General features: G+C 74.0%; 20 protein-coding genes. 6 read left to right on the plus strand and 14 right to left on the minus strand.

Going from position 1 to position 25,270, the window contains the following annotated elements:
- Positions 1-36 precede the first annotated feature (36 nt).
- The 4 genes from ACWEEU_RS06945 to ACWEEU_RS06960 form a co-directional block, all read right to left on the minus strand.
- Positions 37-378, minus strand: coding sequence for a DUF1232 domain-containing protein (locus ACWEEU_RS06945; RefSeq protein WP_385744881.1), 342 nt, complete (start codon positions 376-378; stop codon positions 37-39).
- 100 nt (positions 379-478) lie between these two features.
- Entirely contained in the window at positions 479-1,672 is a 1,194-nt protein-coding gene (locus tag ACWEEU_RS06950) for a hypothetical protein (RefSeq protein ID WP_451729354.1), read from the minus strand.
- Positions 1,673-1,935: 263 nt separating this feature from the next.
- Positions 1,936-3,300 (minus strand): FAD-dependent oxidoreductase, encoded by a 1,365-nt coding sequence (locus tag ACWEEU_RS06955; RefSeq protein WP_385744877.1) that lies wholly within the window; start codon positions 3,298-3,300, stop codon positions 1,936-1,938.
- A 247-nt stretch (positions 3,301-3,547) separates the two neighbouring features.
- The gene (locus ACWEEU_RS06960; RefSeq protein ID WP_451729357.1) at positions 3,548-6,157 is read right to left on the minus strand and encodes an NlpC/P60 family protein; all 2,610 of its coding nucleotides are present in this window, start codon (positions 6,155-6,157) and stop codon (positions 3,548-3,550) included.
- Positions 6,158-6,652: 495 nt separating this feature from the next.
- On the opposite strand from ACWEEU_RS06960, the gene ACWEEU_RS06965 reads away from it, so the two are divergent.
- Positions 6,653-8,665: a DUF1996 domain-containing protein gene (locus ACWEEU_RS06965; RefSeq protein WP_451729776.1), complete on the plus strand. Its 2,013-nt coding sequence runs from the start codon at positions 6,653-6,655 to the stop codon at positions 8,663-8,665.
- Positions 8,666-8,729: 64 nt separating this feature from the next.
- Here the strand turns inward: ACWEEU_RS06965 and ACWEEU_RS06970 are convergent, their stop codons facing one another.
- Positions 8,730-9,371: a class I SAM-dependent methyltransferase gene (locus ACWEEU_RS06970; protein ID WP_451729360.1), complete on the minus strand. Its 642-nt coding sequence runs from the start codon at positions 9,369-9,371 to the stop codon at positions 8,730-8,732.
- Positions 9,372-9,481: 110 nt separating this feature from the next.
- Here ACWEEU_RS06970 and ACWEEU_RS06975 point away from each other — a divergent pair, with 110 nt between their 5' ends.
- From ACWEEU_RS06975 to ACWEEU_RS06995, 5 genes are all read left to right on the plus strand, one after another.
- Positions 9,482-9,940 carry a flavodoxin family protein gene (locus ACWEEU_RS06975; protein WP_451729363.1) on the plus strand — a complete coding sequence of 153 codons (459 nt, stop codon included), beginning with the start codon at positions 9,482-9,484 and terminating at the stop codon, positions 9,938-9,940.
- Positions 9,941-10,226: 286 nt separating this feature from the next.
- Entirely contained in the window at positions 10,227-12,350 is a 2,124-nt protein-coding gene (locus ACWEEU_RS06980) for an acetoacetate decarboxylase family protein (RefSeq protein ID WP_451729366.1), read from the plus strand.
- 53 nt (positions 12,351-12,403) lie between these two features.
- Entirely contained in the window at positions 12,404-12,772 is a 369-nt protein-coding gene (locus ACWEEU_RS06985) for a hypothetical protein (RefSeq protein WP_385748119.1), read from the plus strand.
- A gap of 126 nt (positions 12,773-12,898) precedes the next feature.
- Positions 12,899-14,128, plus strand: coding sequence for a beta-ketoacyl-[acyl-carrier-protein] synthase family protein (locus ACWEEU_RS06990; RefSeq protein WP_451729370.1), 1,230 nt, complete (start codon positions 12,899-12,901; stop codon positions 14,126-14,128).
- Positions 14,129-14,267: 139 nt separating this feature from the next.
- On the plus strand, positions 14,268-14,789 hold the full coding sequence (locus tag ACWEEU_RS06995; protein ID WP_451729373.1) for a hypothetical protein: 522 nt from the start codon (positions 14,268-14,270) through the stop codon (positions 14,787-14,789).
- A gap of 11 nt (positions 14,790-14,800) precedes the next feature.
- Here ACWEEU_RS06995 and nhaA read toward each other — a convergent pair whose 3' ends face one another.
- The 9 genes from nhaA to ACWEEU_RS07040 all read right to left on the minus strand — a co-directional run bounded on the left by nhaA (position 14,801) and on the right by ACWEEU_RS07040 (position 24,830).
- Positions 14,801-16,699: a Na+/H+ antiporter NhaA gene (gene nhaA, locus ACWEEU_RS07000; protein WP_451729376.1), complete on the minus strand. Its 1,899-nt coding sequence runs from the start codon at positions 16,697-16,699 to the stop codon at positions 14,801-14,803.
- Positions 16,681-17,820: a PP2C family protein-serine/threonine phosphatase gene (locus tag ACWEEU_RS07005; protein ID WP_451729379.1), complete on the minus strand. Its 1,140-nt coding sequence runs from the start codon at positions 17,818-17,820 to the stop codon at positions 16,681-16,683. Before ACWEEU_RS07005 ends, nhaA begins: the two co-directional genes overlap by 19 nt.
- 99 nt (positions 17,821-17,919) lie before the next feature.
- Positions 17,920-18,909 (minus strand): aldo/keto reductase, encoded by a 990-nt coding sequence (locus ACWEEU_RS07010; protein ID WP_385748112.1) that lies wholly within the window; start codon positions 18,907-18,909, stop codon positions 17,920-17,922.
- Between the two features lie 172 nt (positions 18,910-19,081).
- Complete coding sequence (locus ACWEEU_RS07015; protein WP_385748110.1) at positions 19,082-20,308, minus strand: cytochrome P450 family protein; 1,227 nt, start codon at positions 20,306-20,308, stop codon at positions 19,082-19,084.
- 102 nt (positions 20,309-20,410) lie between these two features.
- Entirely contained in the window at positions 20,411-21,616 is a 1,206-nt protein-coding gene (locus tag ACWEEU_RS07020; RefSeq protein ID WP_385748108.1) for a cytochrome P450, read from the minus strand.
- The gene (locus ACWEEU_RS07025; protein ID WP_451729384.1) at positions 21,616-22,233 is read right to left on the minus strand and encodes a GTP-binding protein; all 618 of its coding nucleotides are present in this window, start codon (positions 22,231-22,233) and stop codon (positions 21,616-21,618) included. The genes ACWEEU_RS07020 and ACWEEU_RS07025 overlap by 1 nt, the downstream gene beginning before the upstream one ends.
- The gene (locus ACWEEU_RS07030) at positions 22,214-22,561 is read right to left on the minus strand and encodes a DUF742 domain-containing protein (RefSeq protein WP_385748104.1); all 348 of its coding nucleotides are present in this window, start codon (positions 22,559-22,561) and stop codon (positions 22,214-22,216) included. Before ACWEEU_RS07030 ends, ACWEEU_RS07025 begins: the two co-directional genes overlap by 20 nt.
- Positions 22,558-22,965: a roadblock/LC7 domain-containing protein gene (locus ACWEEU_RS07035; RefSeq protein ID WP_199582433.1), complete on the minus strand. Its 408-nt coding sequence runs from the start codon at positions 22,963-22,965 to the stop codon at positions 22,558-22,560. Before ACWEEU_RS07035 ends, ACWEEU_RS07030 begins: the two co-directional genes overlap by 4 nt.
- Positions 22,962-24,830, minus strand: coding sequence for an ATP-binding protein (locus ACWEEU_RS07040; protein WP_451729389.1), 1,869 nt, complete (start codon positions 24,828-24,830; stop codon positions 22,962-22,964). The genes ACWEEU_RS07035 and ACWEEU_RS07040 overlap by 4 nt, the downstream gene beginning before the upstream one ends.
- Positions 24,831-25,270: the final 440 nt, after the last annotated feature.

Below are 25,270 nucleotides of genomic sequence, written 5' to 3' on the forward strand. Positions count from 1 at the left end.
CAGGCGAGACCGTCACAGTCGGTGGCGGCCGGCGCACTACGAGGACCGCCGCGCCGACCCGTCCGGACGCCCCCGCCGCGTCTTCACGGCGGGAACCTCGACGGGTTCCTCCGTAAGGGGGCGCGGGGGCCGCATGGAGCGCAGGGCGAGGAGCAGTACGCCGATGTCGTCCAGATAGACGGGATCGGGCAGCAGGTCGGTCGGCAGCAGCAGATAGACGACCGCGCCCCAGAACACCCAGCGCGGCCCGGTGGGCAGCCCCGCCCGCCGCAGCCCGCGCCGGGTCCGCACCAGCCGCACCAGCAGCACGACCGCGACGGCCAGCACCCCGGCCGCCACGACGGCGGCCACCAGCAGCAGGATCGTGGTGGAATCCATACGGTCTCCCTCCCCTCGTCGCCCCGGGCCGCGCCGCCGCCCGGGACCGTACGTCTTCCCTCTGCCCGCCGCGCGCCGCCCTACGGCACCGGTGGCCCGATCACTCCGGCCGGTCCGCCTCGCCGCCGGTCGACGACGCCTCCGGGGCGGCCCCGGACCTCGCGCTCTTCGGGCTGAACCTCAGCCGCTCGAAGGTCCGCGTGAGCTGCTGCAACGGCGAACCCGTCCGGACGTCCGCCCGCTGCTGGTGCGGCAGCCCGAGGGGCGCGAGCTCGCGGTAGGCGGCCAGCGCCTCGTGGGCCTCCTCGGCGGCCTGCCGGTACAGATCCCGCGACTTGGTCATCGCCTCCAGCGCCTCGGCGTACCGCGTCACCCGCTGCCGCTCGCGCTCCAGCTCCTCCTGGAGGGTCATCAGCGTCCAGTGGTCCCGCAGATCCGTCAGGGCCTGACCGAGACCCCGGGGCAGCGGTCGCGGGAGCGCCACGAAACGCCGCAGCGCCGCGACCAGTTCGGTCGGCTCGGAGCCGTCCAGGAACACGCTGCGCACGCTGAAGTCGCCGCTGTCGTAGTCCTTCGGCGCCGGGTCCGGGGGCAGCAGCACGGCACCGCCGCGCGGCACCTGGACCCCGAGGTCCTTCAGGGCCCAGTTCACCCCGCGGAACTGCTGGGGGCTCGCCCGGTGCTCCACGACGCGGTGCCGCAGACCCGCCGGAAGGAGCCCGGCCAGCGGCAGGCGGCCGCGCTCGTCCGGGGTCATCGCCTCGTGCACGACCAGGTTGACGCACCAGGCGTCCTTGGCCGCTTCCCGCAGCCTGCGCCGCATCTCCTTGTCGTCCGCCGGAAGCGGGTTGACCTGCCGGAAACGCACGCCCGCCACGGTGGGGTGGTGGTCCCAGCCGCTGTCCTGCGGGGCGCCGCCCTCGGGCCAGAACAGGGTGGCGGGCGACGGCCACGACTCGTCCCACGGCCGCTCCGCCTCCGCGACCAGCCGCCACTCGCGCCCCTCAGGGCGTCCCGTCCGGGGCAGCAGGGTCAGCCGGGCCCGCACGGTGACCGCGCCCCCGGCGCGCCAGCGGGCCTCGAAGACGTGCGGCGCGGACTCCTCGCCCCCGTGGGTGTCCCCGTCGCCGTCCCCGGGGACGGCCGGTTCGGCGAAGTCGTCTATGTCCCCGCTCTCCTTGCGCCGCCGCAGGGTGCGGCGCACGACCTCCTCGGGGGCGGGGCCGGTGTGACGGCCCCGCGCCGCCCAGAGGGTCTCGGGGACGGTGTCGCGGTCGGTGACGGAGTTCGACATGGGCCAATTCTGCTGATGGAGGCGGGTGCGTCCTCCAGTATCACCGCTCGGGTGCGCCGGGCGGCGGCCGGTCCCCTCGACGGCGCGTCGCCCGTTCGGACGCCGCCCGCTCCCTCCACGCGGGAGCACGCGGTACGACGCGCCGAGGCCCCCGGGAACCGGCTCGCGGTCCCCGGGGGCCTCGGTCTTCGGTCGGTACGGCGCCGGGTTCCGACGCCTCGTCCCTCGCGGGCCGTGCGCCGACGTGCCCTGCGCCTCGCGTCTTACGCGCCGCTCTCGCGGAGCATGTCCTCGCGCTCGACGAGCTTCACGCGGGCGCGGCCCTGCGGCTCACCGAGCGCGCGCTCGGCGGCGTCCAGCTTGTACCAGCCCTCCCAGGTGGTGAAGCGGACGCCCCGCTCGGCCAGGAACGCCTCGACGGCCTCCGGCTCGGGCGTGGCCGGCGTCTGCAGACGGCCGCCCGCGTAGTCCTCCAGCAGGTTGGCCACCGTCTCGTTGGCGTCGCCCTTGGTGTGGCCGATGAGGCCGACCGGGCCGCGCCGGATCCAGCCGGTGACGTACGTGGACTGAAGGTGGTTGCCGCTCTCCTCGATGACGCGGCCGCCCGCGTCCGGGACGGTGCCCGTCTCCAGGTCCCAGGGCAGCTTGGGCAGCTTCTCGGAGAGGTAGCCGACCGCGCGGTAGACCGCGGTGACGTCCCAGTCCTTGAACTCGCCGGTGCCCTTGACGTTGCCGGTGCCGTCGAGGGCGGTGCGCTCGGTGCGCAGGCCGACGACCTTGCCGTCCTCGCCGAGTATCTCCGCGGGGGACTCGAAGAAGTGCAGGAAGAGCTTGTGGGGGCGGTCGCCGACGTCGCGGATCGCCCAGTTCTCCAGGGTCTTGGCGACCATGTCGGACTGCTTGTTGCCGCGCCGGGTCTCGATGGAGCCCGCGTCGTAGTCGATGTCCTCGGGGTCGACGATGACCTCGATGTTCGGGGAGTGGTCCAGCTCGCGCAGTTCCATCGGGCTGAACTTCGCCTGCGCCGGGCCACGGCGGCCGAAGACGTGGATCTCCAGGGCCTTGTTGGCCTTCAGACCGTCGTAGACGTTCTGCGGGATCTCCGTCGGCAGCAGCTCGTCCGCCGTCTTGGCGAGGATGCGGGCGACGTCCAGGGCGACGTTGCCGACGCCGAGCACGGCGACCTTCTCGGCCTCCAGCGGCCAGGTGCGGGGCACGTCCGGGTGGCCGTCGTACCAGGACACGAAGTCGGCCGCGCCGTAGGAGCCGTCCAGGTCGATGCCGGGGATCGACATCTCGCGGTCGGCCATCGCGCCGGTGGAGAAGATCACCGCGTCGTAGAAGGCGCGCAGGTCGTCCAGGCTGAGGTCGGTCGGGTAGTCGACGTTGCCGAAGAGGCGGATCTGCGGCTTGTCGAGCACCTGGTGCAGGGCCGTGATGATGCCCTTGATGCGCGGGTGGTCCGGCGCCACGCCGTACCGGATCAGGCCGAACGGGGCGGGCATCCGCTCGAAGATGTCGATGGACACGCCGGGGTCGGCGGCCGTCTCGGACTTCAGCAGGGCGTCGGCGGCGTAGATCCCGGCGGGGCCGGCTCCGACGATGGCTACCCGCAGGGGGCGCGGCATGATCAGGTTCCCTTCGAGCGTGGACAGGCGACTCGATCAGGAAGCCTAAGCTGAGGCAGCCCTAAGTTAGTACACGGGTCCGGTCTATGGACTCATAAGGCTGTCTTATGGGGCGATAGGTCGGGTTATGGGGCCAGATGTGGGTTCTGGCCCCATGTGTGCCGGGTGGTCCTGGTCGGGCGGTTCCGTGTGGGTCGCCCGGGGCAGGGCGCCTTGGGGGTGGGGTGCCGTGCTCGGGTCCGGTGGATCAGGCGGGGCGGATCACGCGGTGGATGGCGGCCTCGCCCGCGCCGTAGATCGACTCCTCGCGGATGAGGGCGCCGGGGCCGGGCGCGTGGATCATCGTGCCGTTGCCGACGTAGAGACCCACGTGCCGGTCGTCCTCGAAGAACAGTACGAGGTCACCGGGCTGGATCGCGGCCAGGGTCACCGGACTGCCCCCGAGCGCCTGCTCCGCCGCGGCACGCGGCAGCGCGACCCCGGCCGCCCGCCACGCCCCCTGCGTCAGGCTGGAGCAGTCGTAGGAGTCCGGCCCGGTCGCTCCCCAGACGCACGGCTTCCCGAGCTGCGTCCGCGCGAAGGCGATGGCCTTGGCGGCGCGGACCGCGTGCGCGGACTCCCCGGCGGCGGGGGTGGCGGGTGCGGCGGTCGCGAAGCCGGTGGTGGCTTGGGCGGGCGGGGGAGTGGACGCGGGGGGCTGCTGAGGGTAGGCGGGGGCGGTGGCTGCGGAGGGCATGGTGGGGGTGGGCTGGGGGGCGGCCTGTGGGGCAGCGGCGGGCGTGGGTGCGGTCGGCGGGGCCGTGGCGGTTGCCTGGGCCTGCGGGGGCGGGAAGGTGAACGAACCGGTCTGGTACGCGGCGGGGGGCGCGGCCGGGGGTGCCGCGGGGGTGCCCATCTGCGACGTCGCCGGGTCGGCCATGGGCATCGCACCCGGGTTCGCCGCCGGGTACGCGCCGGTCGTACCGGCCTGGAGCGTCGCCGGATCGACGGCGGGGAAGCCGCTCGCGCCGCCCGCCTGCCGCATCTCGGCGGCGGCGGTGGCGAACTGGCCCGTGGCGCCCGCCTGGAGCATCCCCGGGTCCGCAGGGAAGGTGCCGGTCTGCTGGGGCGAGGCCGGGACAGCGGCAGGGAACGCTTGGGCGCTCGCGGCCTGCGTGGAGTCGGCGCGGGGCTGCTGCGGCATCGCGGCCGCAACTCCCGGGAACGAGCCCGAATCTCCCGCCTGAGGGTCGGCGGTCGCGGCCGACGGGAACGTGCCCGTGCCGCCCTGCTGGGGCATCCCTTGAGCAACTCCCGGGAAGATTCCGGTGCTTGCGGGCTGCGCCGGGTACGCCCCGGTGGCGCCGACTCCGGCGAAGGCTCCCGTGTTCGCGGCCTGCACCGAGCCGGTGTCGGCCGCCGGGTACGCACCCGTGCCGCCCTGCTGGAGCATCGCGGCCCCAACTCCCGGGTAGAACCCCGTGTCTGCGGCCTGGGGGGCGCTGGCGGGAGCCGTCGGAAACGCGCCGGTGTTCTCCGCCTGAGCCGTCGCCGGGTCGACGACGGGGAACGCACCCGTGCCGCCCTGCTGGAGCATCGCGGCCCCAACTCCCGGGTAGAACCCCGTGTCTGCGGCCTGGGGGGCGCTGGCGGGAGCCGTCGGAAACGCGCCGGTGTTCCCCGCCTGAGCCGTCGCCGGGTCGACGACCGGGAACGCACCCGTGCCACCCCCCTGGAACATCCCCGGGTCAACCGCCGGGAAGCCGCCCGTACTCGCGGCCTGGAACGCGCCCGTGTCCCCGACCGGGAACGCCCCCGTGGCTCCGCCGGGCACCGCGTCCGTACCCGGAGCCGCCGCGGGGGACGGCGTCGGCGGGAAGTAGGCGAGCGACCCCGTGTCCGTGACCGCGTCCGGGACGGCCGCGTACGCCGCCCACGCGCCGGTGTCGGTGACGGGCGCGGCGGCCGGAGCGGCGGCCTGAGGTGCGGCCGCCCACTGCTGGGGCTGCTGCCACTGTCCCGTGGCCTGCGACTGGCCCCCGGGCCGGGGGTGAGCCGGGGCCGCGGGCTGAGCGGGTCGAGCAGCCTGGACCGGTGGCCGCTCGGGCCGCGCGGAAGGCGTCGTCGGCGGCACGGGGTGCCGGGTGAGGAGCTGGTTGGCGGAGGCGAGCTTGTCCTGGTACTCGGACTTGGCCTCCGTGCCGGGCGGCGTGGCGGGCAGCCCGCCGGCCGCGCGCACCGCGGCCTCCTGTGCGACGGCCGGGGCGGGACCGGCGGGCGGCGCGGCGAGCGCGGCGCCGGCGGGCGCGCCGTACGCCATCGGCTCCGGCGGCCCCGCGGTCATGGCAGGCAGCGGGATGAGGCCGCTCGTCTCGGTCATACCCGGTCCGGCGAAGCCCGGCGGGGTGGGCGCGGGGAAGGCGGCCTGCGCGGGCGGGAGCTGAGCGGCGGAGGACCCCGCCTCCAGGGCCGCCGGGGGCCGCGCGCCCGGGAGCGCCGGCGCGGGGCCGCCGGCCGGCAGCTCAGGCGTCGCGCGCCCCCCGGAGGGCCCGGCGCCGAGTGCCGGCGGGGAGGGGGCGGTGAGTTCGGGGGCGTAGTCGGTGCGGCCGCCCGAGGTGATCTCCGGCATCCGGTCCGGCGGTAGCGCGGCCGGGACCGTCGGGCCCAGTTTCGCGCGGGCCACGTCGAACCACTGCTGGGCGAGGGCGTCCAGGGCCGGATCGGAACCGCCGCCCCGCTGCTTGGCCAGCGGCACTCCCCGCTTACGGCTGGCCGCCGCCATCGCGCGGGTGGCGTTGAAGTTGCCGGTGTCGTTCTCGGCCCGGGCGTAGAGGGAGTCGATCCGCTTCCGCACCTCTTCGGGGTTCTCCGATGCCATGCGAGACGCGCTCCTTCCTCGCCCCGCGGGGCAATCGGGCCGGCGCGCCCGCGAGTCGGTCGAAACCCCCGCTCCGGGCGCCGCGGAGGGCTCACGGGGTGGGGAGCCGGGCGGCCTTGGCGTCAACCTAGCCAACTTGTGTCACTCGTGTGAAGGTCGTCGGGTGGAATGTCCGATACGTATTTGTGATGTTCACGGCAGTGTTCGAGAGGGAAAAGGACCGGACCCCCGGCGAGCTGGTGTCCTGCGCCCCGAGAGGTGTCGCACGGCGAGGTTGTCACGCCTCATGTGACCCTTTTTTCTTATGAGTTCGTCCTGAATCCCCGGGCCCGTTGAACACATCCGCACCGCCCCGCGTATGGGGTCCGGGGCAACTCATGCCCTCGACCGAGCACGCCCCGACCGACCACGACACGCAGGGGAACGACCTTGGAACCCAACAGGCGCAGACGCCCGACCGGCGCACGACGCGTGACCTTCGCCGCCATGGCGCTGATGCTCGGCGGGGGTGGCCTCGTCGCGGCGAACGTCTACGCCTCGGCCTCCGAAGGCGGCTGGGGCGGGCAGGGCCCGGAGGCGACCGGGCAGGTCAAGTCCGCCGGCATGGCCACGATCGACTGTCCCGACGTGGGCACCCAGCTGACGAAGGTGCCGGAGGCGGCCCGCGCGGACGTGGACCGCGAACTCGCCACGCTGGACCAGCAGATCGCCGCCGCCTACCAGCAACTCCAGCAGTCGGCACCGGAGATACGCCAGGACCCGGCCGCCGCCGACGGCCCGATCATGAACCCGCTGAAGGACAAGCGGAAGGCGACCCTGGACCGCGTGGCGGACGCCATCGGCCGCGCCGGGGACCGCCCCGAGGGACTCGACGCGCTCGCCGCCTGCACCCTGCGCCCCGCCCAGAGCGCCCCGGGCGACAGCGCCTCGGCCGAGAGCACGCCTCCCGCCGACACTCAGCCCCCCGCCGGCAACGGCCAGAGCGCCGCCCCCGGCCAGGGCGGCAACGGACCCGTCGCGGCGGACTACGCCGACATCAAGTCCGTACAGCCCAACGTGCCGAACCCGGCCAAGGGCGCGGACGCCTCCACCGGCTCCTTCACCTCCGAGTGCGGTGTCAACGCGAACGGCCTGCGCAACTCCGACAACGTCATCGTGGCCCCCGGTGTCTCCAACGGCGCCCACCACTTCCACGACTACGTCGGCAACCAGTCCAACACCGCCTTCGCCGGTGACGACGACCTCGCCAAGGCCGACACCTCCTGCGTCGACAAGGGTGACAAGTCCACCTACTACTGGCCGGTGGTGCGGTTGCAGAACGGCAAGCAGGAGAAGGACGCGGGCGCCCCGGGCGGCGGCACCGAGGGCAACGCGGGCGAGATCGTCACGCCCAAGCAGGTGACCATCACCTTCGTGGGCAACCCGCGCGGCAAGGTCACCGCGATGCCGCGGCTGCTGCGCATCATCACCGGCGACGCCAAGTCCTTCGTCAACGGCCCCGCCAACGCCAACGCCTCCTGGAGCTGCACCGGATTCGAGGACCGGCAGCTCAAGGACAAGTACCCGCTGTGCCCCTCCGGTTCGGACGTGGTGCGCACCTTCCGCTTCCAGAGCTGCTGGGACGGCCGCAACACCGACAGCGCCAACCACCGTACGCACGTGGCCTTCGAGGGCCAGGACGGCGCCTGCCCCCAGGGCTTCGAGCCCATCCCGCAGCTGGTGCAGCGGATCGTCTACGACGTGGACGCACCGAGCCTGGACGACGGTGGCAAGACGGTGCCGTTGTACGCGGTGGACTCCTTCCCCGAGCAGCAGCACAAGCCCGTCACCGACCACGGCGACTTCATCAACGTCTTCGACGAGAGCCTGATGGGCCAGATGGTCGACTGCATCAACTCGGGGCGCACGTGCGGCCCCCGCGGCGACGACGGCGGTGACCAGGGCGGCGACAACGGCGGCGCGACGGCGAACCCGGGCGACGGCGGCAACGGCGGCGACCAGGGCGCCGGCGGCAAGAACGGCGACGACAAGGGCACCGCCGCGCCGTCCGAGGGCGGCAAGCCCGGCGACACCGCGACCGCGAGCAGCCCGGCCGAGCTGCCGAGGACCGACGCGACCGTCACGCCGACCGGCGGCACCAAGCACGACGGCCACGGCAAGGGAGGCAAGCAGGAGGAGCCCGGCGGCACCGCCGGTCCGACCGGGACGACCAAGCCGGCCCAGGCCCCGAAGGCGGACCGCACCACGGCCCCCGCCGAGCGCACCACCGCCCCCTCCGGCAAGGGCACCGAGCCCGCCGGGGCCACCCCCTCCGTCTCGGCCACCGACGCCACGGGCGCGGCAGCCGTCCCGCAGACCACGCCGCCGCCCGCCACCGGCACCGAGCCGCAGACGTCCGGCGGCAGCCTCGCGGAGACCGGCGCGCAGCTCTGGCCCGCCGCGATCGGTGTCCTGCTGGCGGCCTCCGGTCTGGTGATGTTCCTCCGGGCCCGGCGCCTGCGCTACTGACCCGGAACGGACAGGGCGGCGGCGGCGCGCGGGCGACGAGCCCCGCACCGCCGCCGCCGTCGTCTCAGCCGTCGCCCCGCCGGCAGTACAGGAACACCTGCGGCTCGGGGCCGCCGTCCGGATGCGCGGGCGTGAACACCACGTTCTCCTCCGCCAGCACCGACAGTCCCGCATCGGCCGCCAGCCGGGCGAAGTCCTCGGCCGCGAAGCTCGTCACCCGCACCGGCTGGCCCATGAACGTCACGTCCACGCCCTCCACGTCGACCGGCACCGTCGCCAGCACGGCGAGTCCGCCCGGCCGGAGCGCGGCCGCCAGCTTTCCCACCACGGCCCTCTGTTCGGCGCGCGTCATCTGGAGCAGCGAGAAGTACGCGCACACCGCGTCGAACGACCCCACGGCGAGCGGCAGTTCACGGATGTCCGCGAGCCGGAACTCGGCCTCCGGCACCTGCCGCGCGGCCAACTCCACCATCACGGGCGAGACGTCGACGCCGAGCACCCGGTGCCCCGCGTCCGCGAGGACCCGCGCGGTCGGCCTGCCCGTCCCGCTGCCCACGTCCAGCACCCGGCTGCCGGGTTTCAGCCGCTCCACCAGCCAGCCCAGCGAGGCGAGATGGGACGCGGAGGTGGCGAACGCCTCCTCGTAGGCGAGACCCAGCGCGTCGAACACGACCGCTGCCGGTGCCCGCTGTTCTTCCTCGGCCAAGACGGCTCCTCCCGTATCCCGTTCGACTGCCCGGCATCGTCGCACCCCGGCCGGTGCGCCACAACGACCCCGTTTGCGGCTCCCGGTGCCCGCAGGGCACGCTTCCAGGCGTGCCTACCTTGCTGATCGTCCACCACACCCCCTCGCCGAACTGCCAGGAGCTGTACGAGGCCGTGCTCTCCGGCGCGCAGACGCCCGAGATCGAGGGCGTCCGCGTCGTACGGCGCGCCGCCCTCGCGGCGACCGCCTCCGACGTGCTGGCGGCCGACGGCTATCTCCTCGGCACCCCCGCCAACCTCGGCTACCTGTCCGGCGCCCTGAAGCACTTCTTCGACCAGGTCTACTACCCCTGCCTGGACGCCACCCGAAGCCGCCCCTTCGGCGCCTGGATCCACGGTGGCAGCGACGTGACCGGCGCCCTCCGCGGCCTCGACGCGATCACCACCGGCCTGGGCTGGCGCCGCGTCGCCGAGACCGTGACCGTCACCGGCACCCCCGCGAAGACCGACACGGAGTCCTGCTGGGAGCTGGGCGCCACCGTGGCCGCCTCCCTGTCAGCCGAGGTCTGACCGGACGGCCCCGCCACCGCCCCGGTTAACCCGTTCGAGTGGTCGGCCGAAGCGGATACGGCGCGCCTCCCGCACCGGCCGGACGCCCCCTCGGCCGACCCGCCCGAGCGCCCTGCGGGCCCGGTCCCGCGCGGGCCCGACGGGACTTCCGGCGGCGCCCCCGCCGCCCCCGTCACCGTCTCACCCGCCACCCGGACGGAAGTGCGGGCACGCAGACGCTGGCCGACGATGAGACCGAGGCCGTCTCCAGGGCCTGTCGTACACAGTCGAACCGAGGGAGCGTCGGATGCGAGCGGACGGCCACGCACCCGGACGGCCCATCAAGGGCGGACAGCACGACGACGCACGCGAGACGGCGGAACTGCTGCGGCGCGCCGCGCGCGAGGTGCTCGACGCCGCCGAGGGCATACGCGCGGTGGCCGCGCGCACCACGGCCGCGCTCTCCGCGCCGGCCCCCGCGGGACCGCGCCGCCGCCGTACCCGGCTCTCCCCGGCCGCCCGCGCCGCCCTGCTGAGGGCCCTGACGGACCGCTGGGGCCTCGGCGCCCCGCCCGCCCGCGACGCGCGGGGCCTCGCCCGCGTGCTCGGCGCGGGCGCCGCCGCTCTCGGCGGGGAGAACCTGGCCGCCAGGGTGGCCGTCACCGCGCTGCGGCTGCGCACCGCCGCTCTCCTCACCGGCCACCCCGAACTCTCCCGCGAACCCGGCGTACGCAGACTCCGCCGCGCCCTCACCGCGCCTCGCGACCGCGACGCCGTACGCACCCTGCGCGGGCTGTTCCGCACCCCGGACGCCCAGCGCTCCCTGGCCGGACTCACCGCCCTGATGACCGAACTGCTCTCCGTGCGAGCCCTGTTGGACGCCGAACCGGCGGACCGCGCGGGCGACCCCGAGGGCGGACCGGCGGGCGGACCCGGTGACGCGGCGGCCGAGGGCACCGCGCTCACCGGCCAGGAACGGCAGACCATCGCCACCGAGGGCTCCTTCCTCGGCTTCCTGCGCAACATCGAGACGCTGTCCTGCGCCGGACGCGTCCTCGTCCAGAACGTGCGCGGCCCCGACGGCGTCGTCCGCTACGTCGTCCAGGCCCCCGGCACCGCGCCGGGCCGCCCCCGCGACGACGCGCCCCCCGACGTGCTCGGCGCCTGGCAGGAGCAGTTCACCCCCGGCTCGCCCTACACCCGCGCCCTGCTGCCCGCCATCGAGGACCACGGCATCCCCCGCGGCGCCGACCTCGCCCTGATCGGCCACGGCGAGGGCGGCACCGCGCTGCTCAACCTCGCCCAGGACCCCGAGTTCTGCGCCACCTACCGGGTCACCCACGTCATCGCCGTCGGCTCCCCGCCGCACCGCGGCAAACCCGCCGACCCGCGCACCTGGGTCGCCCGCGTCACCGACGAACACGACATCGTGCCCGCCCCCGAGGGCCGGGGCGGCGCCGCCGAGGCGCACCCGAACCGCTACGAAGCCGAATTCACCGGTACGGCAAGGGAGTTCCCCCGCTCCCACACGCTGCGCGGCTATCTGGAGCATCTGCGCACCACCGCCCCCGCCGTACGCGAGGACATCGACCGCGCGCTCGCGCCGTACCGGGGACCCGTCGTGCGCACCCAGGCGTACCGCCTCAAGAACCGCGCCCACCCGCCGGACGGCCACCCCTTCCTCACCCTGCCCACCACGTCCCTCGCCACCACCCGGGGTCCGGTCTCCCTGCCGGTGCGCTACCACGACTCCTCCTCGGCCCACCTGTGCTTCCCGGCCGACGCCGAGGCCGTACGCGCGCTGCTGCCCCACGTCGCCTGGATGCGGCCGAGCACACCGGCACGGCGGGCGCTCGCGGTGCTCTCCCTGTACGAACACCGCAGCTCCACCATCGGCCCCTACACCGAGGTCGTCCTGTCGGTGCTGGTCGACGACCTGTGGCGGCCCCGCCCCCTCGACCTCGCCACCGACCTGCTGCGCCGCGCCGACCTGCGCCGCACCGGCCGGTACGTCCTCTCGCTCGCCGTCACCAGCGAGGAGGCCCAGGTCGTCGCGCGGGAGATCTGGGGACTGCCCGCACTGCTCGCCCCCGCCGAGGCCGACCTGATGAACCGTCACATCCGGTTCTCCGCACCGGACATCGGTGTCGCCGTCGACGGCCGGCTCGGTCCCGGCATTCGCTGCCCCGAGGCCGACTGGGTCCTCTACGGCAGGCGCGGCGAGAGCACCGTCCGCACCCTGGTCCGCACCAGCGGCCGCCCCCGGCTGCACCTCGGCGCGGGCGTGCGGCTGAGCCTGGACACCTCCGCCGCCCAGCCCATGTCCGGGCAACTGCGCAAGCTCGGCGCCGACGGAGCGCGACCGCTGTTCGTGCTGTCCTGCCCGCAGTCCATGGTCCACCGCAGTGCCGGGGCGGTGCTGCCGCGCTGAGACCGCCCCGCACGACCGAGACCGCGACCGACCCCACGCGACCGGGAGCAGCCATGGTGACCGAGTCCCCCCGTACGACGCCGCGCGCCGCCGAACTCCTCGACCGTGCAGCCGGGTTGCGCGCCGACGCCGAGCTGATGGACGGCTACGCCCGCCGCCTCGTCGCCACCGCCAAGTCGCTGGCCGCCTGCCCCGCCACCCCGGCCCACACCCGTCCCGCGCTGACCCGCCAGGCGGCGGCCTGCCGCCGGAGCGCCCGCCAACTGCGCGCCGCGGCCGCCATGTTGCTCACCTCGCACCCGGGGACGGACCCCGTGCCGCTCGGCCGCACGGGACGGTCGAGCGGGCGCGCCGGCCAGTCGAGCGGCCCGGCGGGACGGCCGTCCGCCGCCGTACCCGGTTCGTACGACGGCATCGGCTGAGCCACGCCGCGTTCGCGCATACGGGTGGTAGCGGACCCGGTCCTCGGCCGAACGAGTGTGGCGCGGCGGGCCGGGCGCCACGGGTCCGCATAATCACGGCACATGCAGCTCGTGAAATCAGGTGACATGAACCGGCGTCCCCCCGTGGCCGTCACCGGACTCGGACTGGTCACGCCGGCCGGGATCGGCAGGGAGGCGGCCTGGGAGGGGCTGTGCGCCGGGCTCTCCACGGCGGCCCCCGACCCGGGCCTCGACGGGCTGCCGGTGGCGTTCTCCTGCCGGGTGCCCGAGCTGGACGCGGCGGGGCTCCTCGGCCACCGGCTCAGCCGCCGCCTCGACCGCTTCACCACCTTCGCGCTGCTCGCCGCGCGCGAGGCCGTGGCCGACGCCGGGGTCGGCGCCGACGGCTGGGAGGCCGCCCGGGTCGGCGTCGTCATGGGGGTGGGCACCGGCTCCATGCAGGGCTGGCAGGCAGAGTTCGACCGGCTCGCGGACCAGGTGCCCGACCGGGTCTCCCCGCTCGCGCTGCCGCGCAGCGTGCCCAACATGGCGGCCGCCGAGATCGCCCTCGACCTAGGCGTCACCGGCCCCAACATGGTCGTCAGCACCGCCTGCGCCTCCGGCACCAGCGCGATCGGGCTCGCCCGCGACTGGCTGCTGTCCGGCGCCTGCGACCTGGTCCTCGCCGGGGGCAGCGAGTCGGCCCGGCTCCCCATGACCGCCGCCTGCTTCGCCCAGATGCGCGCGCTGTCCCGCCGTGCGGACGCCCCGCACGAGGCGTCCCGCCCCTTCGACCGCGACCGCGACGGATTCGTCCTCGGCGAGGGCGCCGCCGTCCTCGTCCTGGAGCGCACCGAGGACGCCCGCACCCGGGGTGGTCGCCCCGCCGCCTACGTCTCCGGGTTCGGCGCCTCCTGCGACGCCCACCACTTCACCGCCCCGCACCCCGGCGGCGACGGAGCCGCCCGCGCCATCCGGGGCGCCCTCGCGGACGCGGGCCTCGCCCCCGAGGACGTCGACCACGTCAACGCCCACGGCACCTCCACCCCCCAGGGCGACCTCGCCGAACACAACGCCCTGCACCAGGTGTTCCGCAGGCCGCCGCCCGTCACCGCCGTCAAGGGCACCATCGGCCACGCCATCGGCGGCGCGGGCGCCATCGAGGCCGCCTGCACGGTCCTCACCCTGCGCCACCAGCTCATCCCGCCCACCGCCAACCTCCACACCCTGGACCCGGCGATCGACCTCGACGTCGTCGCCAAGGCGCCCCGCGCGCACGAGATGCGGGCGGCCCTCAGCAGCTCGTTCGGCTTCGGCGGCCAGAACGCGGTGCTGGCGTTCACGGCCGCCGACTGAGCGGGTTCGTCGTCCCCGGCCGGGAAGTTCACCGGAAAGGGACACGCCAACCGGGAACCGGGGAGCGACATTCACGCTCTTACGGTCCGTCAACGGCCGGGAACGGCCCGGCCGCGTAGAAAACGGGTGAATCAGGCACATGTCCATCCGCAACCGCATGACACCGCTGACCACCGTCGCCCTCGGCGCGGGCCTCGTCCTGGCCGCCGTTACCCCGGCCCTGGCGGGCACCGCCCACACCGCGGCGCACGCCGCCACCACTGCCGCCGCCCGCCCCGCCGCGGTCACGACCGCCCAGGGCGACCCCCGCAACGTCACCCAGCGCGTCGCCGACTTCTACGGCGCCTACATCGACGCCGTCTGGGACGGCGAGGACCCGGCGAGCGCCACCGACGCCAAGGCCCTCCGCGGCTTCTACCTCACGGCTTCCGCCCGCAAGAAGGTCACCGTCTGGGAGCACGAGAACCACGCCGACGGCATCCTCTTCGCCCAGAACACCCCCGTGAAGTGGAAGGCCGCCTACACCGGCTCGGGGATGGGCCACGCCACCACCCGCGTCACGCTGACGTGGAGCGACGGCAAGCACCCCGAGGTCACCCGGATCGACGTCCAGTCGGACCTGACGACCCGCAAGATCACGGACCTGAGGCAGGTGCGCTGAGGGCCGCGGGGTCAGCCCGCGGCCAGGACGGCGCGTTCCCGGGCGCTGCGGACGGCCTCGGCGAGACCGCTCAGGTCGTAGGGACCGCGGTACACCCGGCCGTTGACGAAGAAGGTCGGAGTCCCCGCGACCCCGCTGAGGTCGGCCGACTCGACGTCCTCGGCCACCCGGGCGGCGCCCGCGTGGGTGCGCAGGTCCCGTGCGAAGCGGGCGGTGTCAAGGCCCAGCTCCTCGGCGTACCGCAGCAGGTCGGAGACGCGCAGGGCGCCCTGGTGCGCGAGCAGGACGTCGTGCATGGGCCAGAAGGCGTCCTGGCGGGCCGCCGCCTCCGCGGCCTCGGCGGCCAGCTGGGCATGGGGATGCACGTCGTTGAGCGGCAGATGGCGCCACACGTAGCTGACGTCGTCGACGCCCGCGAGCAGGTCGCGCAGCGCGGGTTCGGCCTGGCCGCAGTACGGGCACTCGAAGTCGCCGTACTCCACCACGGTCACCGGGGCGTCCAGCGGGCCGCGCACGTGGTCGCGGTCCGGGTCCACGGGCACCGCGAGGTCGGTGATGGTCTCGGCCGTCCCCAGCAGCGCCCGGGAGCGGACGGTGGGCGGCAGCGCGTGCACGGCACCGGTGACCAGCCAGGTCAGCACGAGGGAGACCGGCACGGTGGCGAGGACGCCGACCTTCGCCTGGGTCAGCTCCTCGCCGGTGAAGGCGAGTGTGGCGATCAGCAGGGAGACGGTGAAGCCGACCCCGGCCGCCGTGCCGCCCGCGAGGACCGACCCCCAGCCGACCGGAGGGCGCAGCCGGCCACGGCTCACCCGCGTGGTGACGAACTCGGCCGCGAAGACACCCAGCGGCTTGCCCACCACGTAGGCGATCAGGATGCCGAGGGTGACCGGTGAGCCGAGGCTCTCCAGGAGCCCCGGCCGGCTCACGTGGATGCCGGCGTTGGCGAGGGCGAACAGGGGCACGATCACATAGCTCGTCCACGGGTGGAAGAGCTGCTGGAGCCGCTCGTTCGGCGAGATGGCGGCGGCCAGCCCCTGGCGCAGATGCCGCTCCAGCTCGGGTGTGGGCTGCTCCCGGAAGAGCCGGAACAGCCCGGTGGCCCGCTCCAGTTCGCTGCGCGAGGCGGGATAGGCGTAGGTGAGCAGCCCGAACGCCAGCCCGGTGACGACGGGATCGATGCCCGATTCCAGCAGCGCCACCCAGACACAGGCCGCCGCCACCGCGTAGACCACGCCGTTCCTCACGCCCGCCCTGCGCAGCAGCAGCGCCACCGCGAAGACGACGGCGGCGGCGAGGAGCGCGGGCCAGGAGACGCTGCCGCTGTAGGCGAAGGCGATGACCGCGAGCGCGACGAAGTCGTCGACCACGGACACCGTCAGCAGAAAGGTGCGCAGCGCCGACGGCAGGCGCCTGCCCATCAGAGCCAGCGTCCCGAGGGCGAACGCGGTGTCCGTGGACATCGCCGCGCCCCACCCGTGACCGGCGCCGTCGTGGCGGGTGAAGGCCAGGAAGATCAGGACGGGGACGAGCATCCCGGTGAGCCCGGCGGCCAGAGGCAGTGCGAACCGGCGGCGCTCGCGCAGCTCGCCCATGTCGAACTCGCGGCGCGCCTCCAGGCCGACCACGAAGAAGAACAGAGCCATCAGACCGCTGTTGATCCAGCCGCGCAGGTCAAGGCCGAGCTCGGCGGAGCCCGCGCTGACCGACAGCCGCGTCGTCCAGGCTTCTTCGTAGACACCCGGCGCGAAGCCGGCCCACACCAGCGCGGCGAGCACGGCCGCCACCAGCACCAGCCCGCTGCCGGTCTCCGTGCGCAGGAAGTCCCGCAGCGGGGTGTGCAGGGATTTCGAGCAGGCGGTCTGCCCGGTGCCCGGAGGCGTGATGGCGGTCATCGTTGCGGTGCCCATGCGTGGAGGTGCCGGGGGTGGTCGCCCGGCGTCCGGTGTACGGCGACCAGGGCCGCGTCGTCGCCGAGACGGCCGCCGACATGGGCCAGGAGGTCGCGGCGCAGGTGGTGCATCAGGGCCTCCGGGGTGTCGTCGGTCCAGCGGGCGACGCGGTCGACCAGGGGGTAGAAGCGGCCCCGGGTGTCGCGGGCCTCGATGACACCGTCCGTGTAGAGGAGCAGGGTGTCGCCGGGGGCGAGGGCGAACGCGTCCACAGTGTGCTCGGCGTCGCCGTGGACACCGAGGGGCGGGGAGGGGTGCAGGCTCGGGACGGTGACGTGGCGGCCGGGGCTCAGCAACAGCGGGGGCGGGTGGCCGCAACTGGTCATCAGCGTGATCGCGTCTCCCTCCGGGATCTCCACCAGCAGCGCCGTCGCGAACCGCTCGCCCGCCTCCTCCGGGGTGTCCAGCTCGTCGGCGTACCGTGTGATGCTCCGGTCCAGCGCGGTCGCCAGCTCCCCGAGCGGCATGTGCCGGTGCGCGCTCTCGCGGAACGCCCCCAGCAGCAGCGCTGCCTCCCCGATCGCCGGAAGCCCCTTGCCCCGTACGTCCCCGATCAGCACCCGCACCCCGCGCTCGCACGGCGTCACCGCGTACAGGTCACCGCCGATCTGCGCCTCGTCCTCGGCCGCGAGATACAGCGACGCTATCCGCAACGCCCCGATCTGCTCCGGCAACGGCCACATCAGCACGTGCTGAGCCGCCTCGGCCACACTGCGGACCTGCGCGAGCTGAGCCTTCCGCCGCTCGCGCACGACGCTGTAGACGACGAGGATCACGCACAGCACCGCCAGCGTGACGAGCTGCACGACGTGGTTCGTGGTGCCGATACCGCCGTGCTGATACCCGATGAGCACCTGCGCGGCGAGCGCCAGCGCCCCCACGAACGCGGTGGTCCGGGGCCCGGCCAGCGACGGAGTGAGCGCCGGAGCGATCACGAGTGCCGGACCCAGATGGATGTCCGTCGGCACCCGCAGATCCACCACCGTGATCACCACGATCAGCGCGATCGGCAACAGCAACAGCGCATGTGCCGAACGCAACGACCACCGCGGCCCCGCGGCCCACCCTCCCGACCTCATTCCCCCAGAGTGCGCCAGAACCCGCCCCCCGGCACGTCGTCACCCGCCGCCCGAGGGGCCCTCACCTGGCCCGACCGCCGAGGGGCGAGCGGTCGTCGGTCAGCGGTTCACCGCGCGCATTCCCTCCTCGTCGTACCGCTCGCCCGAGACCTCGGGGAGTTCCGCGTCGATGCGGGAGAGGTCTTCCGGGGTGAGCTCGATGTCGACGGCGGCCGCGTTCTGCTCGAGGTAGGAGCGGCGCTTGGTGCCGGGGATGGGGACGATGAAGTCGCCCTGGGCGAGGACCCAGGCGAGGGCGAGTTGGGCGGGGGTGACGTCCTTCTCCTCCGCGATCTCCTTGACCTTGGCGGCCAGGCGGAGGTTCGCGGCGAGGTGCGCGTCGGTGAAGCGGGGGTTCTGGCGGCGCCAGTCGTCGGCATCCAGCTCGTCGGGGGAGGAGAAGCGGCCGGCGAGGAAGCCGCGGCCGAGAGGGGAGTACGCGACGAAGCCGATGCCCAGCTCGCGGCAGGCCGGCAGCACCTCCGCCTCCACGTCCCGGGACCACAGGGAGTACTCGCTCTGCACCGCCGTGATCGGGTGGACGGCGTTGGCCCGGCGCAGCGTCTCCGCGCTCGCCTCGCTCAGTCCGATGTGCCCGATCGTGCCGTCCGCGACCAGTTCGGCCAGCGCGCCCACCGTCTCCTCGATGGGGACGTTCGGGTCGACCCGGTGCTGGTAGTACAGGTCGATGTGGTCGGTGCCGAGGCGCTCCAGGGAGCCGCGCACCGAGCTGTGGACGTGCTCGGCCGAGCCGTCCTGGGGGCCGACGGAGGACATGTCGCCGGGTACGGCGTCGTCCATCCGGAAGTTGAACTTCGTCGCGAGCACATACTCGTCGCGGTGGCCCCGGATCGCCTCGCCGACCAGGGACTCGTTGGTCAGCGGCCCGTACATCTGGGCGGTGTCGAGGAAGTCGATGCCCAGTTCCCGGGCGCGGTGGATGGTGGCGATGCCCTCCTTCTCGTCGGCCGTGCCGTAGAACGCGGACATTCCCATACATCCGAGACCGATACTCGAAACCGTCAGGTCCCGCAGGTTGCGCTTGCGCATCGTCCAGCCCTTCCGCAGTCGATCATGGCCACCCGTACGGCACGAGCCCCCTCCTCCATCTAGCGACGGATCCGCCCGCCCGGCATCCCGTGAGGGGGACACCGGGCGGGCGGCGGGCCGTACCGCGCCGTGTGGTCACGACGCTAGGTGCTGGAGCGCACTCCAGCGCAAGTCAGCCGTTCAGACGCACCGGCAGCTCGAAGAGGTCGTTCTGGGTGACCACCGGCTTGTTGCGCAGCTCGGCGGCCGGAACGGCGAGGTCCAGGTGCGGGAAGCGGGAGTACAGCGCGGGCAGCGCCACGCCCGCCTCCAGGCGGGAGAGCGCCGCGCCGGGGCACACGTGCGGGCCGTGGCCGAAGGAGATGTGCCGGTTCTTCGTCTCGCGCGTGACGTCGAACTCCCCGGCGCTCGGCCCGTGCGCCCGCTCGTCGCGGCCGATCGCGCCGTACGACACGATGAGCGCGTCCCCGGCCGGGATGACCTTGTCGCCGACCGGTACGTCCTCGGTGGCGAAGCGGATCAGCACATGCGAGGTCGGGGTGGACCAGCGCAGGGTCTCCTCGACGACCGCCGACCAGTCGGCCTCCCCGGACAGGACCAGGGCACGCTGGTCGGGGTGGGTGGAGAGGTTGACCACCGCGTTGACGATCAGCGAGATCGTGGTCTCGTGACCGGCGGCCACCATGAGCTGGAGGGTGGAGACGATCTCCTCGTCGGTGAGGTGGTCGCCGTCCGCCGAGGCGCGGATCAGCGCGCTGGTGAGGTCGTCGCCCGGCTCCGCCCGCTTGGCCGCCACGGTCGCCGCCATGATCCCGGCCAGCTCGGTGAGGGTCGCGAGGACCTCGGCGGGCGGGGTCTGGGTGGAGAAGAACTTCTCGAACAGCACCTTCAGGCGCGGGAGTTCGGCGGCGTCGATGCCCATGAGGTCGGCCACCACGAACATCGGCAGCGGGTAGGCGAACGCGGCCTTCAGATCCACCGTCTCGTCACCGGCGGGCAGCGCGTCCAGGAGGTCCTGGGTGAGCTTCTCGATCCGCTCGCGCATCAGCTCCACCCGGCGCGGGGTGAGCGCCTGCGCCACCAGAGTGCGCATCCTGCGGTGGTCGGCGCCGTCCACGGTGAGCATCGAGCGGCCCGGGTTGGCCAGACCGATCAGCGGCCAGTCGGCCGGGATCTCGCCGCGCCGCCAGGCGCTCCACACGTTGATGTCCTTCACCAGGCGCGGGTCGTTGAGCAGCGCCTTCGCCTCGGCGTGGTGCGTGACCGCCCACACCGGCACGCCGCCGGGCAGCTCCACGGCGGCGAGCGGACCGGCCGCGCGCAGGGCCGCGCTCTCGCCGTCCAGGTCGGTGACGAAGGGATCGAGGGGAATCGGGGACGTCGCGGTACCGGTCGTCATCGGGACATGCCTCCCAGGGCAGTGGTCGGAGTACTGCGCGTCGCGCCGGGGACGGCCCCGGACCCGGCCGGAGCGGTGAACTCCGGCCGGGGTGACGCGAAATCAGAGGGCGGGTACGGGCGTGAACCGGACGGGCAGCTCGGTCAGCCCGCGCAGCCAGGGCGAGGGGCGGCGGCTCAGGGACTCGGCGGGCACCGCCAGATCGATGTCGGGCAGCCGGTCGAGGACGACCTCGATGCCCGTGCGCGCGATCACCTCGGCGATCTCCTGCGCCGGGAACGGACAGCGGTGCTCGCCGTGCCCGAAGGAGAAGTGCGCGTTGTTGCCACCGGTCAGGGCCGAGGCGTCGGTGCGCACCTGGGGATCGGAGTTGGCGCCCTGGAGACCGAGCAGCAGCAGATCGCCCGCCCGGATGCGACGGCCGCCCAGATGGGTGTCGCGGGCCGCCCAGCGCCCGGCCACGTTCTGGGTCGGGGTGTCCTCCCAGAGCACCTCGTTCATCGCCTCGGCGACGCTGTTGCGGCCGCCGAACAGCGAGGCGGCGAACCGCTCGTCGGTCAGCATCAGCCGCAGCGAGTTGCCGATCCAGTCGGCGGTCGGCTGGTGACCCGCCGCCATCATGACCATCAGGTCCTGGACCAGCTCCTCCTCGGTGAATCCGCTGCCGTCGGCGAGCATGTGGGAGACGACGTCGTCGGCGGGCTCCTTGGCCCGCTCGGCCACCAACCGGGCCATGGAGGACGCCAGATGGGCCTGACCCGACAGCGCCCGCTCCCGGCCGTCGATCATGTCGTTGAGCGCGGTGACGAGCCCCGGCCCCTCCTCGTCCGGGAAGCCGTACAGATGTGCCAGCACCCGTACGGGCAGCAGCCCGGCGTACTGGCCCACCAGGTCCGCCTCGCCCGAGGAGCACAGCGCGTCGATCAGCTCGTCCGCGAACCGCTCTGCCTGGCCCCGCAGTTCGAAGGGGTCCACCGACTCGAGGGCGTTGCTCACCATCGCCGCGCGCTGGCGGTGCCGTTCGCCGACGGTGTACAGGATCGAGGGCTGGCGGTGGCCGATCATGGGCAGCAGCGGCCAGTCGTCCGGCACGTTCTCCCACTGGTTCCACAGCTCGGAGTCGCGGCTGAACAGCACCGGATCGCCGGTGACCTGATGCAGCTCGCGGTAGCCGAGGACCAGCCAGGCGGGCAGGTCGCCGTCGAGCAGCACCGGCACCACGGAGCCGTGGTCGCGGCGCATCTCCCGGTACAGCCGGGCCGGTTCGGTCTGGAACCGGGGACCCCCGAGGGGTACGGCGTCGGCCATCACACCGCCTCCGGGGTCAACGGGCCCGCGGCCACGGCGTATCGGCTGCGCACATGCTCGACCAGGGTGATCAGGACCCGCTTGGCCGACTCACGGTCCCGGGCGTCGCAGTCGATCAGCGGGACGTCCGGATCGAGGTCCAGGGCGGCGCGCACCTCCTCGGAGGCGTGCACCGGGCCGCCGAAGTCGTTGCAGGCCACGATGAACGGTGTGCCGTGGTGTTCGAGGCGGTCGATGGCGTACCAGGAGTCGTCGATGCGCCGGGTGTCCACCAGCACCACCGCGCCGAGAGTGCCCGAGAACAGCCGGTCCCACAGGAACCAGAACCGCTCCTGTCCCGGTGCCCCGAACAGGTACAGCACGTTGCGCGCGTCCAGGGTGATGCGGCCGAAGTCGAAGGCGACGGTCGTCGCGGACTTGCCGCGCACCTGCTCGATGTCGTCCACCGACGCACCGGCCTGCGTCATCGTCTCCTCGGTGTTGAGGGGACGGATCTCGCTGACCGAGCGGACCAGGGTGGTCTTGCCGACGCCGAAGCCGCCCACGACGACGATCTTCAGACCGTTGTCGGCGGAGGCACCCAACGGGGTGCGCGCGTCAGAGATTGCGGAGTCCAACGAGCACCTGCTCCAGGATGTCGGGGTCGGTGATGGCCGGCCGGTGCGGATGGCGTGCGCTGACGCGCCCCTGGTCCAGCAGGTCGCCGAGCAGCACCTTGGTGATGCCGACGGGCAGCCGCAGCTCGGCCGCGATCTCGACGACCGAGGTGGGGAACTCGGTCATCCGCAGGATCGCGACCAGCTCCGACTGCATACCGGGCGTGGGCGCCGACTCGGCGACGACCAGCGTGACCAGGTCGAACGGGTTGTCGGGAGCGGGGCCGACGCGGCCGTGCGTGATCGTGTAGAGACGGTCCGGGGCGTCGTCCCTGCCGGGACGGCTCATGAGGAACGGGGCGGAGCGGTCAGGTGCTCACCGATCTGCTCCACCAGCTCGCTCATGGTGTGCCCCACGACGCCGGGGTCGGCGTCGTCGCTGGTGATCACCGCCAGATGGGCGCCCGAGCCCGCCTCGACGATGAACAGCACACCGCCGTAGAACTCGGTCATCGCCGAGCGCACCCCGCCGCTGCCGTCCCCGAACTCCACGGACGCGCCCTGCGACAGGGACTGGATGCCCGCGGCGATCGCGGCGAGCTGGTCGGCCTGGTCGACGGACAGCTCGGGCGAGCGGCACAGCTTCAGCCCGTCCCGGGACAGCACGAGCGCGTGCCGCGCACCCGGAGTCCTCTCCAGGAGCCCTTCCAGGAGCCAGGTCAGCTTGTCGTCGGCGGTGGTCGGGCCGGTCATGAAGTGGGGCCTTCCGGGTGCGTGGGGTGGTGCTCGGACGAGGAGGAAGAGGCGGCGGATGTGGTGCCGCCGTGGTGTTCGGTACGGGGGGCGGCCGCGTCGGCGTGCCCGGCGGCGGGGGCGTCGCCGGAGGCGTCCGCCGGGTGGCGGTGGGCCGGGGCGTCGCCGCTGTCGCCAGGAGTGCCGGCCGTGCCGTCCGCGGTGGCGCGGGTACGGGTACGGCGGGCGAGGCCGCCGGTGTGGCCGTGAGCGGGGGTGCGCTCCGCGCGGGCGGGAGCGGTCGCGTCCGGCTCCGCGGGTGCGTCGGCGGGGCGCGGGCGGGACTCGGCCGAGGGTTCGGGGGACGTGTCCCGCGAGCGGGTCCCGGCCGGGGCGTGCGGCGTGCCGTCGCTGCGGGAGCCGTCCGGCGCGGTGCCGGGGGCGGTCGCGGTGGTGCGGGCCGCCTCGGCGCCGGCGCCAGGGCCGGTGTCCGGCCCGGTCGGGCCCGACGGCTCGGCCGGGGTGTCCTTCCCCGGCCCGCCGGACGGCCGGACCGCCTTGCGGAAGCTCGTGAAGCGGGCCGCGCGGGCCTTGGCCTGTTCCGCGTCGGGAGCCGGGGCCGGGTTCGCGGAGCGGGTCGCGCGGGAGCGTTCGGCCTCCGCCAGGGTGCGGCCCCGGCGGCGGCGGGGGAGCGAGTCCGACTCCTCCGGCTCGGCGTCGACCGGCGCCGGCAGAGCCGTCGGCGGCACCCGCTCCGGCGGGACCGGGCTCGTCAGGATGTCCTGCGGGACCAGCATCAGCACACCCGTGCCGCCGCGCGCCGAGGGCCGGAACGAGATCTTGAGACCGTGCTTGTGGGACAGCCGGCCCACCACCGCGAGCCCGAGCCGGGTGCCGGTGAGGCCGCCGAGCCCGGACACGTCACCGGTGACCGCCTTCTCCGCGCGGCGCAACTGCACGTCGCCCATCACCAGGCCGCTGTCCTCCACGGACACGATGACCCCGGCCGGGACCTCCTCCACGTACACGTGGACCTCGGCGGTCGGCGGCGAGAAGTTCGTCGCGTTGTCGAGGAGTTCGGCGAGCGCGTGCATCACGCCCTCCGCCGCGTGCCCGGCGACGGCGGCATCGCTGGTGGAGTGCACCCGCACCCGCCGGTAGCCGCCGATGCGTCCCATCGCACCGCGCAGGATGGACTCCATCGCGATCGGTCGCGCCCAACGACGGCCCGAACGCGCCCCGGTGAGCACGGCGACGGAGTCGGCGAGACGCCCCGCCTGGGCCGTGCGGTGGTCGAGGTGGAGCAGATCGGTGAGCACGTCCTCGTCGGTGTGCCGTTCCTCCATCGCCCGCAGGTCGGCCAGCGTGGCTGTGGCGAGGGCCTGCATACGGGCCGCCGCGTTGGAGGTCGCGGAGACCGCCGCCGCCCGCTCGCGCCGCGCCTGGTCCAACTGCGTCCGGACAGAATCCAGTTCGGAGCGCAGCTCGTCGAGCGAACCGGCGCCCTCCCGCTCAAGGCGCTGCCGTTCCTCCTTGAACTCAACTCGTTGGGCGGCGAGTTCGTTGATGAGCCGCTGCTGTTCCCGGCGCGCGTCCTCCGTCTGCCGGTCGCGTTGCTGGGTGAGCCGGGCGATGTCCCCGGCCGCGCCCTCCAGTCGGCGGCGCAGCAGGCGCCCGGTGTGGACGCCGTACGCGGCGCTCGCCACGGCGGCCGAGAGCAGGACCGCGGCCGGAATCCCGCACCACAGCAGCGCGTTGCGCGCCGGGTCCGGCGCGATCGCCACCGCCACGGCGAGCGCGAGCGCCGAGAGGGCGGCGGTCGCGGCGAGCGCGGCGGCGAGCGCGCGGAGGGAGGAACGGTCGCCTGATTGCGTGGGCGCGGTCATCGGTCCGGTGTGGTCCTCGCGGCAGATGGCAGATGGAAGAAAGGGAACAAGGAGGGAACGGGGGGCGAACGGCAGACCTGCTCGGGTCGGCTGACGGAAAAACGGCTGTCTCGGTGAACCGGCGGTCACTATACGAGAGTTGATGATCAAAGTGGAAAGAAAGCAGCGGCAGTCCATGAAGTGGACGTGCAAATCCGTGCGTTGGTCGTGAACCGGGCGCCCGGGACCGTATCCGCATACGACACGGAACGCCGGACGCCCCCGGGCCGCGCGAGGTTGAGACCCCGGCGCCCGTTTCTTGTCACGCACTCGCCCCCGCCGAAGATCTTGACGACCGGCCTCCGGCTCGCTGAACTGTGACCGCCGTCCCGCACCCGGGCACGGCCGGGGGAGGGGGAGACGTGCGGGTCGGGGCAGCCGGGAGCGACAGGACATCGCGT

The sequence above is a fragment of the Streptomyces sp. NPDC005004 genome (assembly GCF_053600675.1).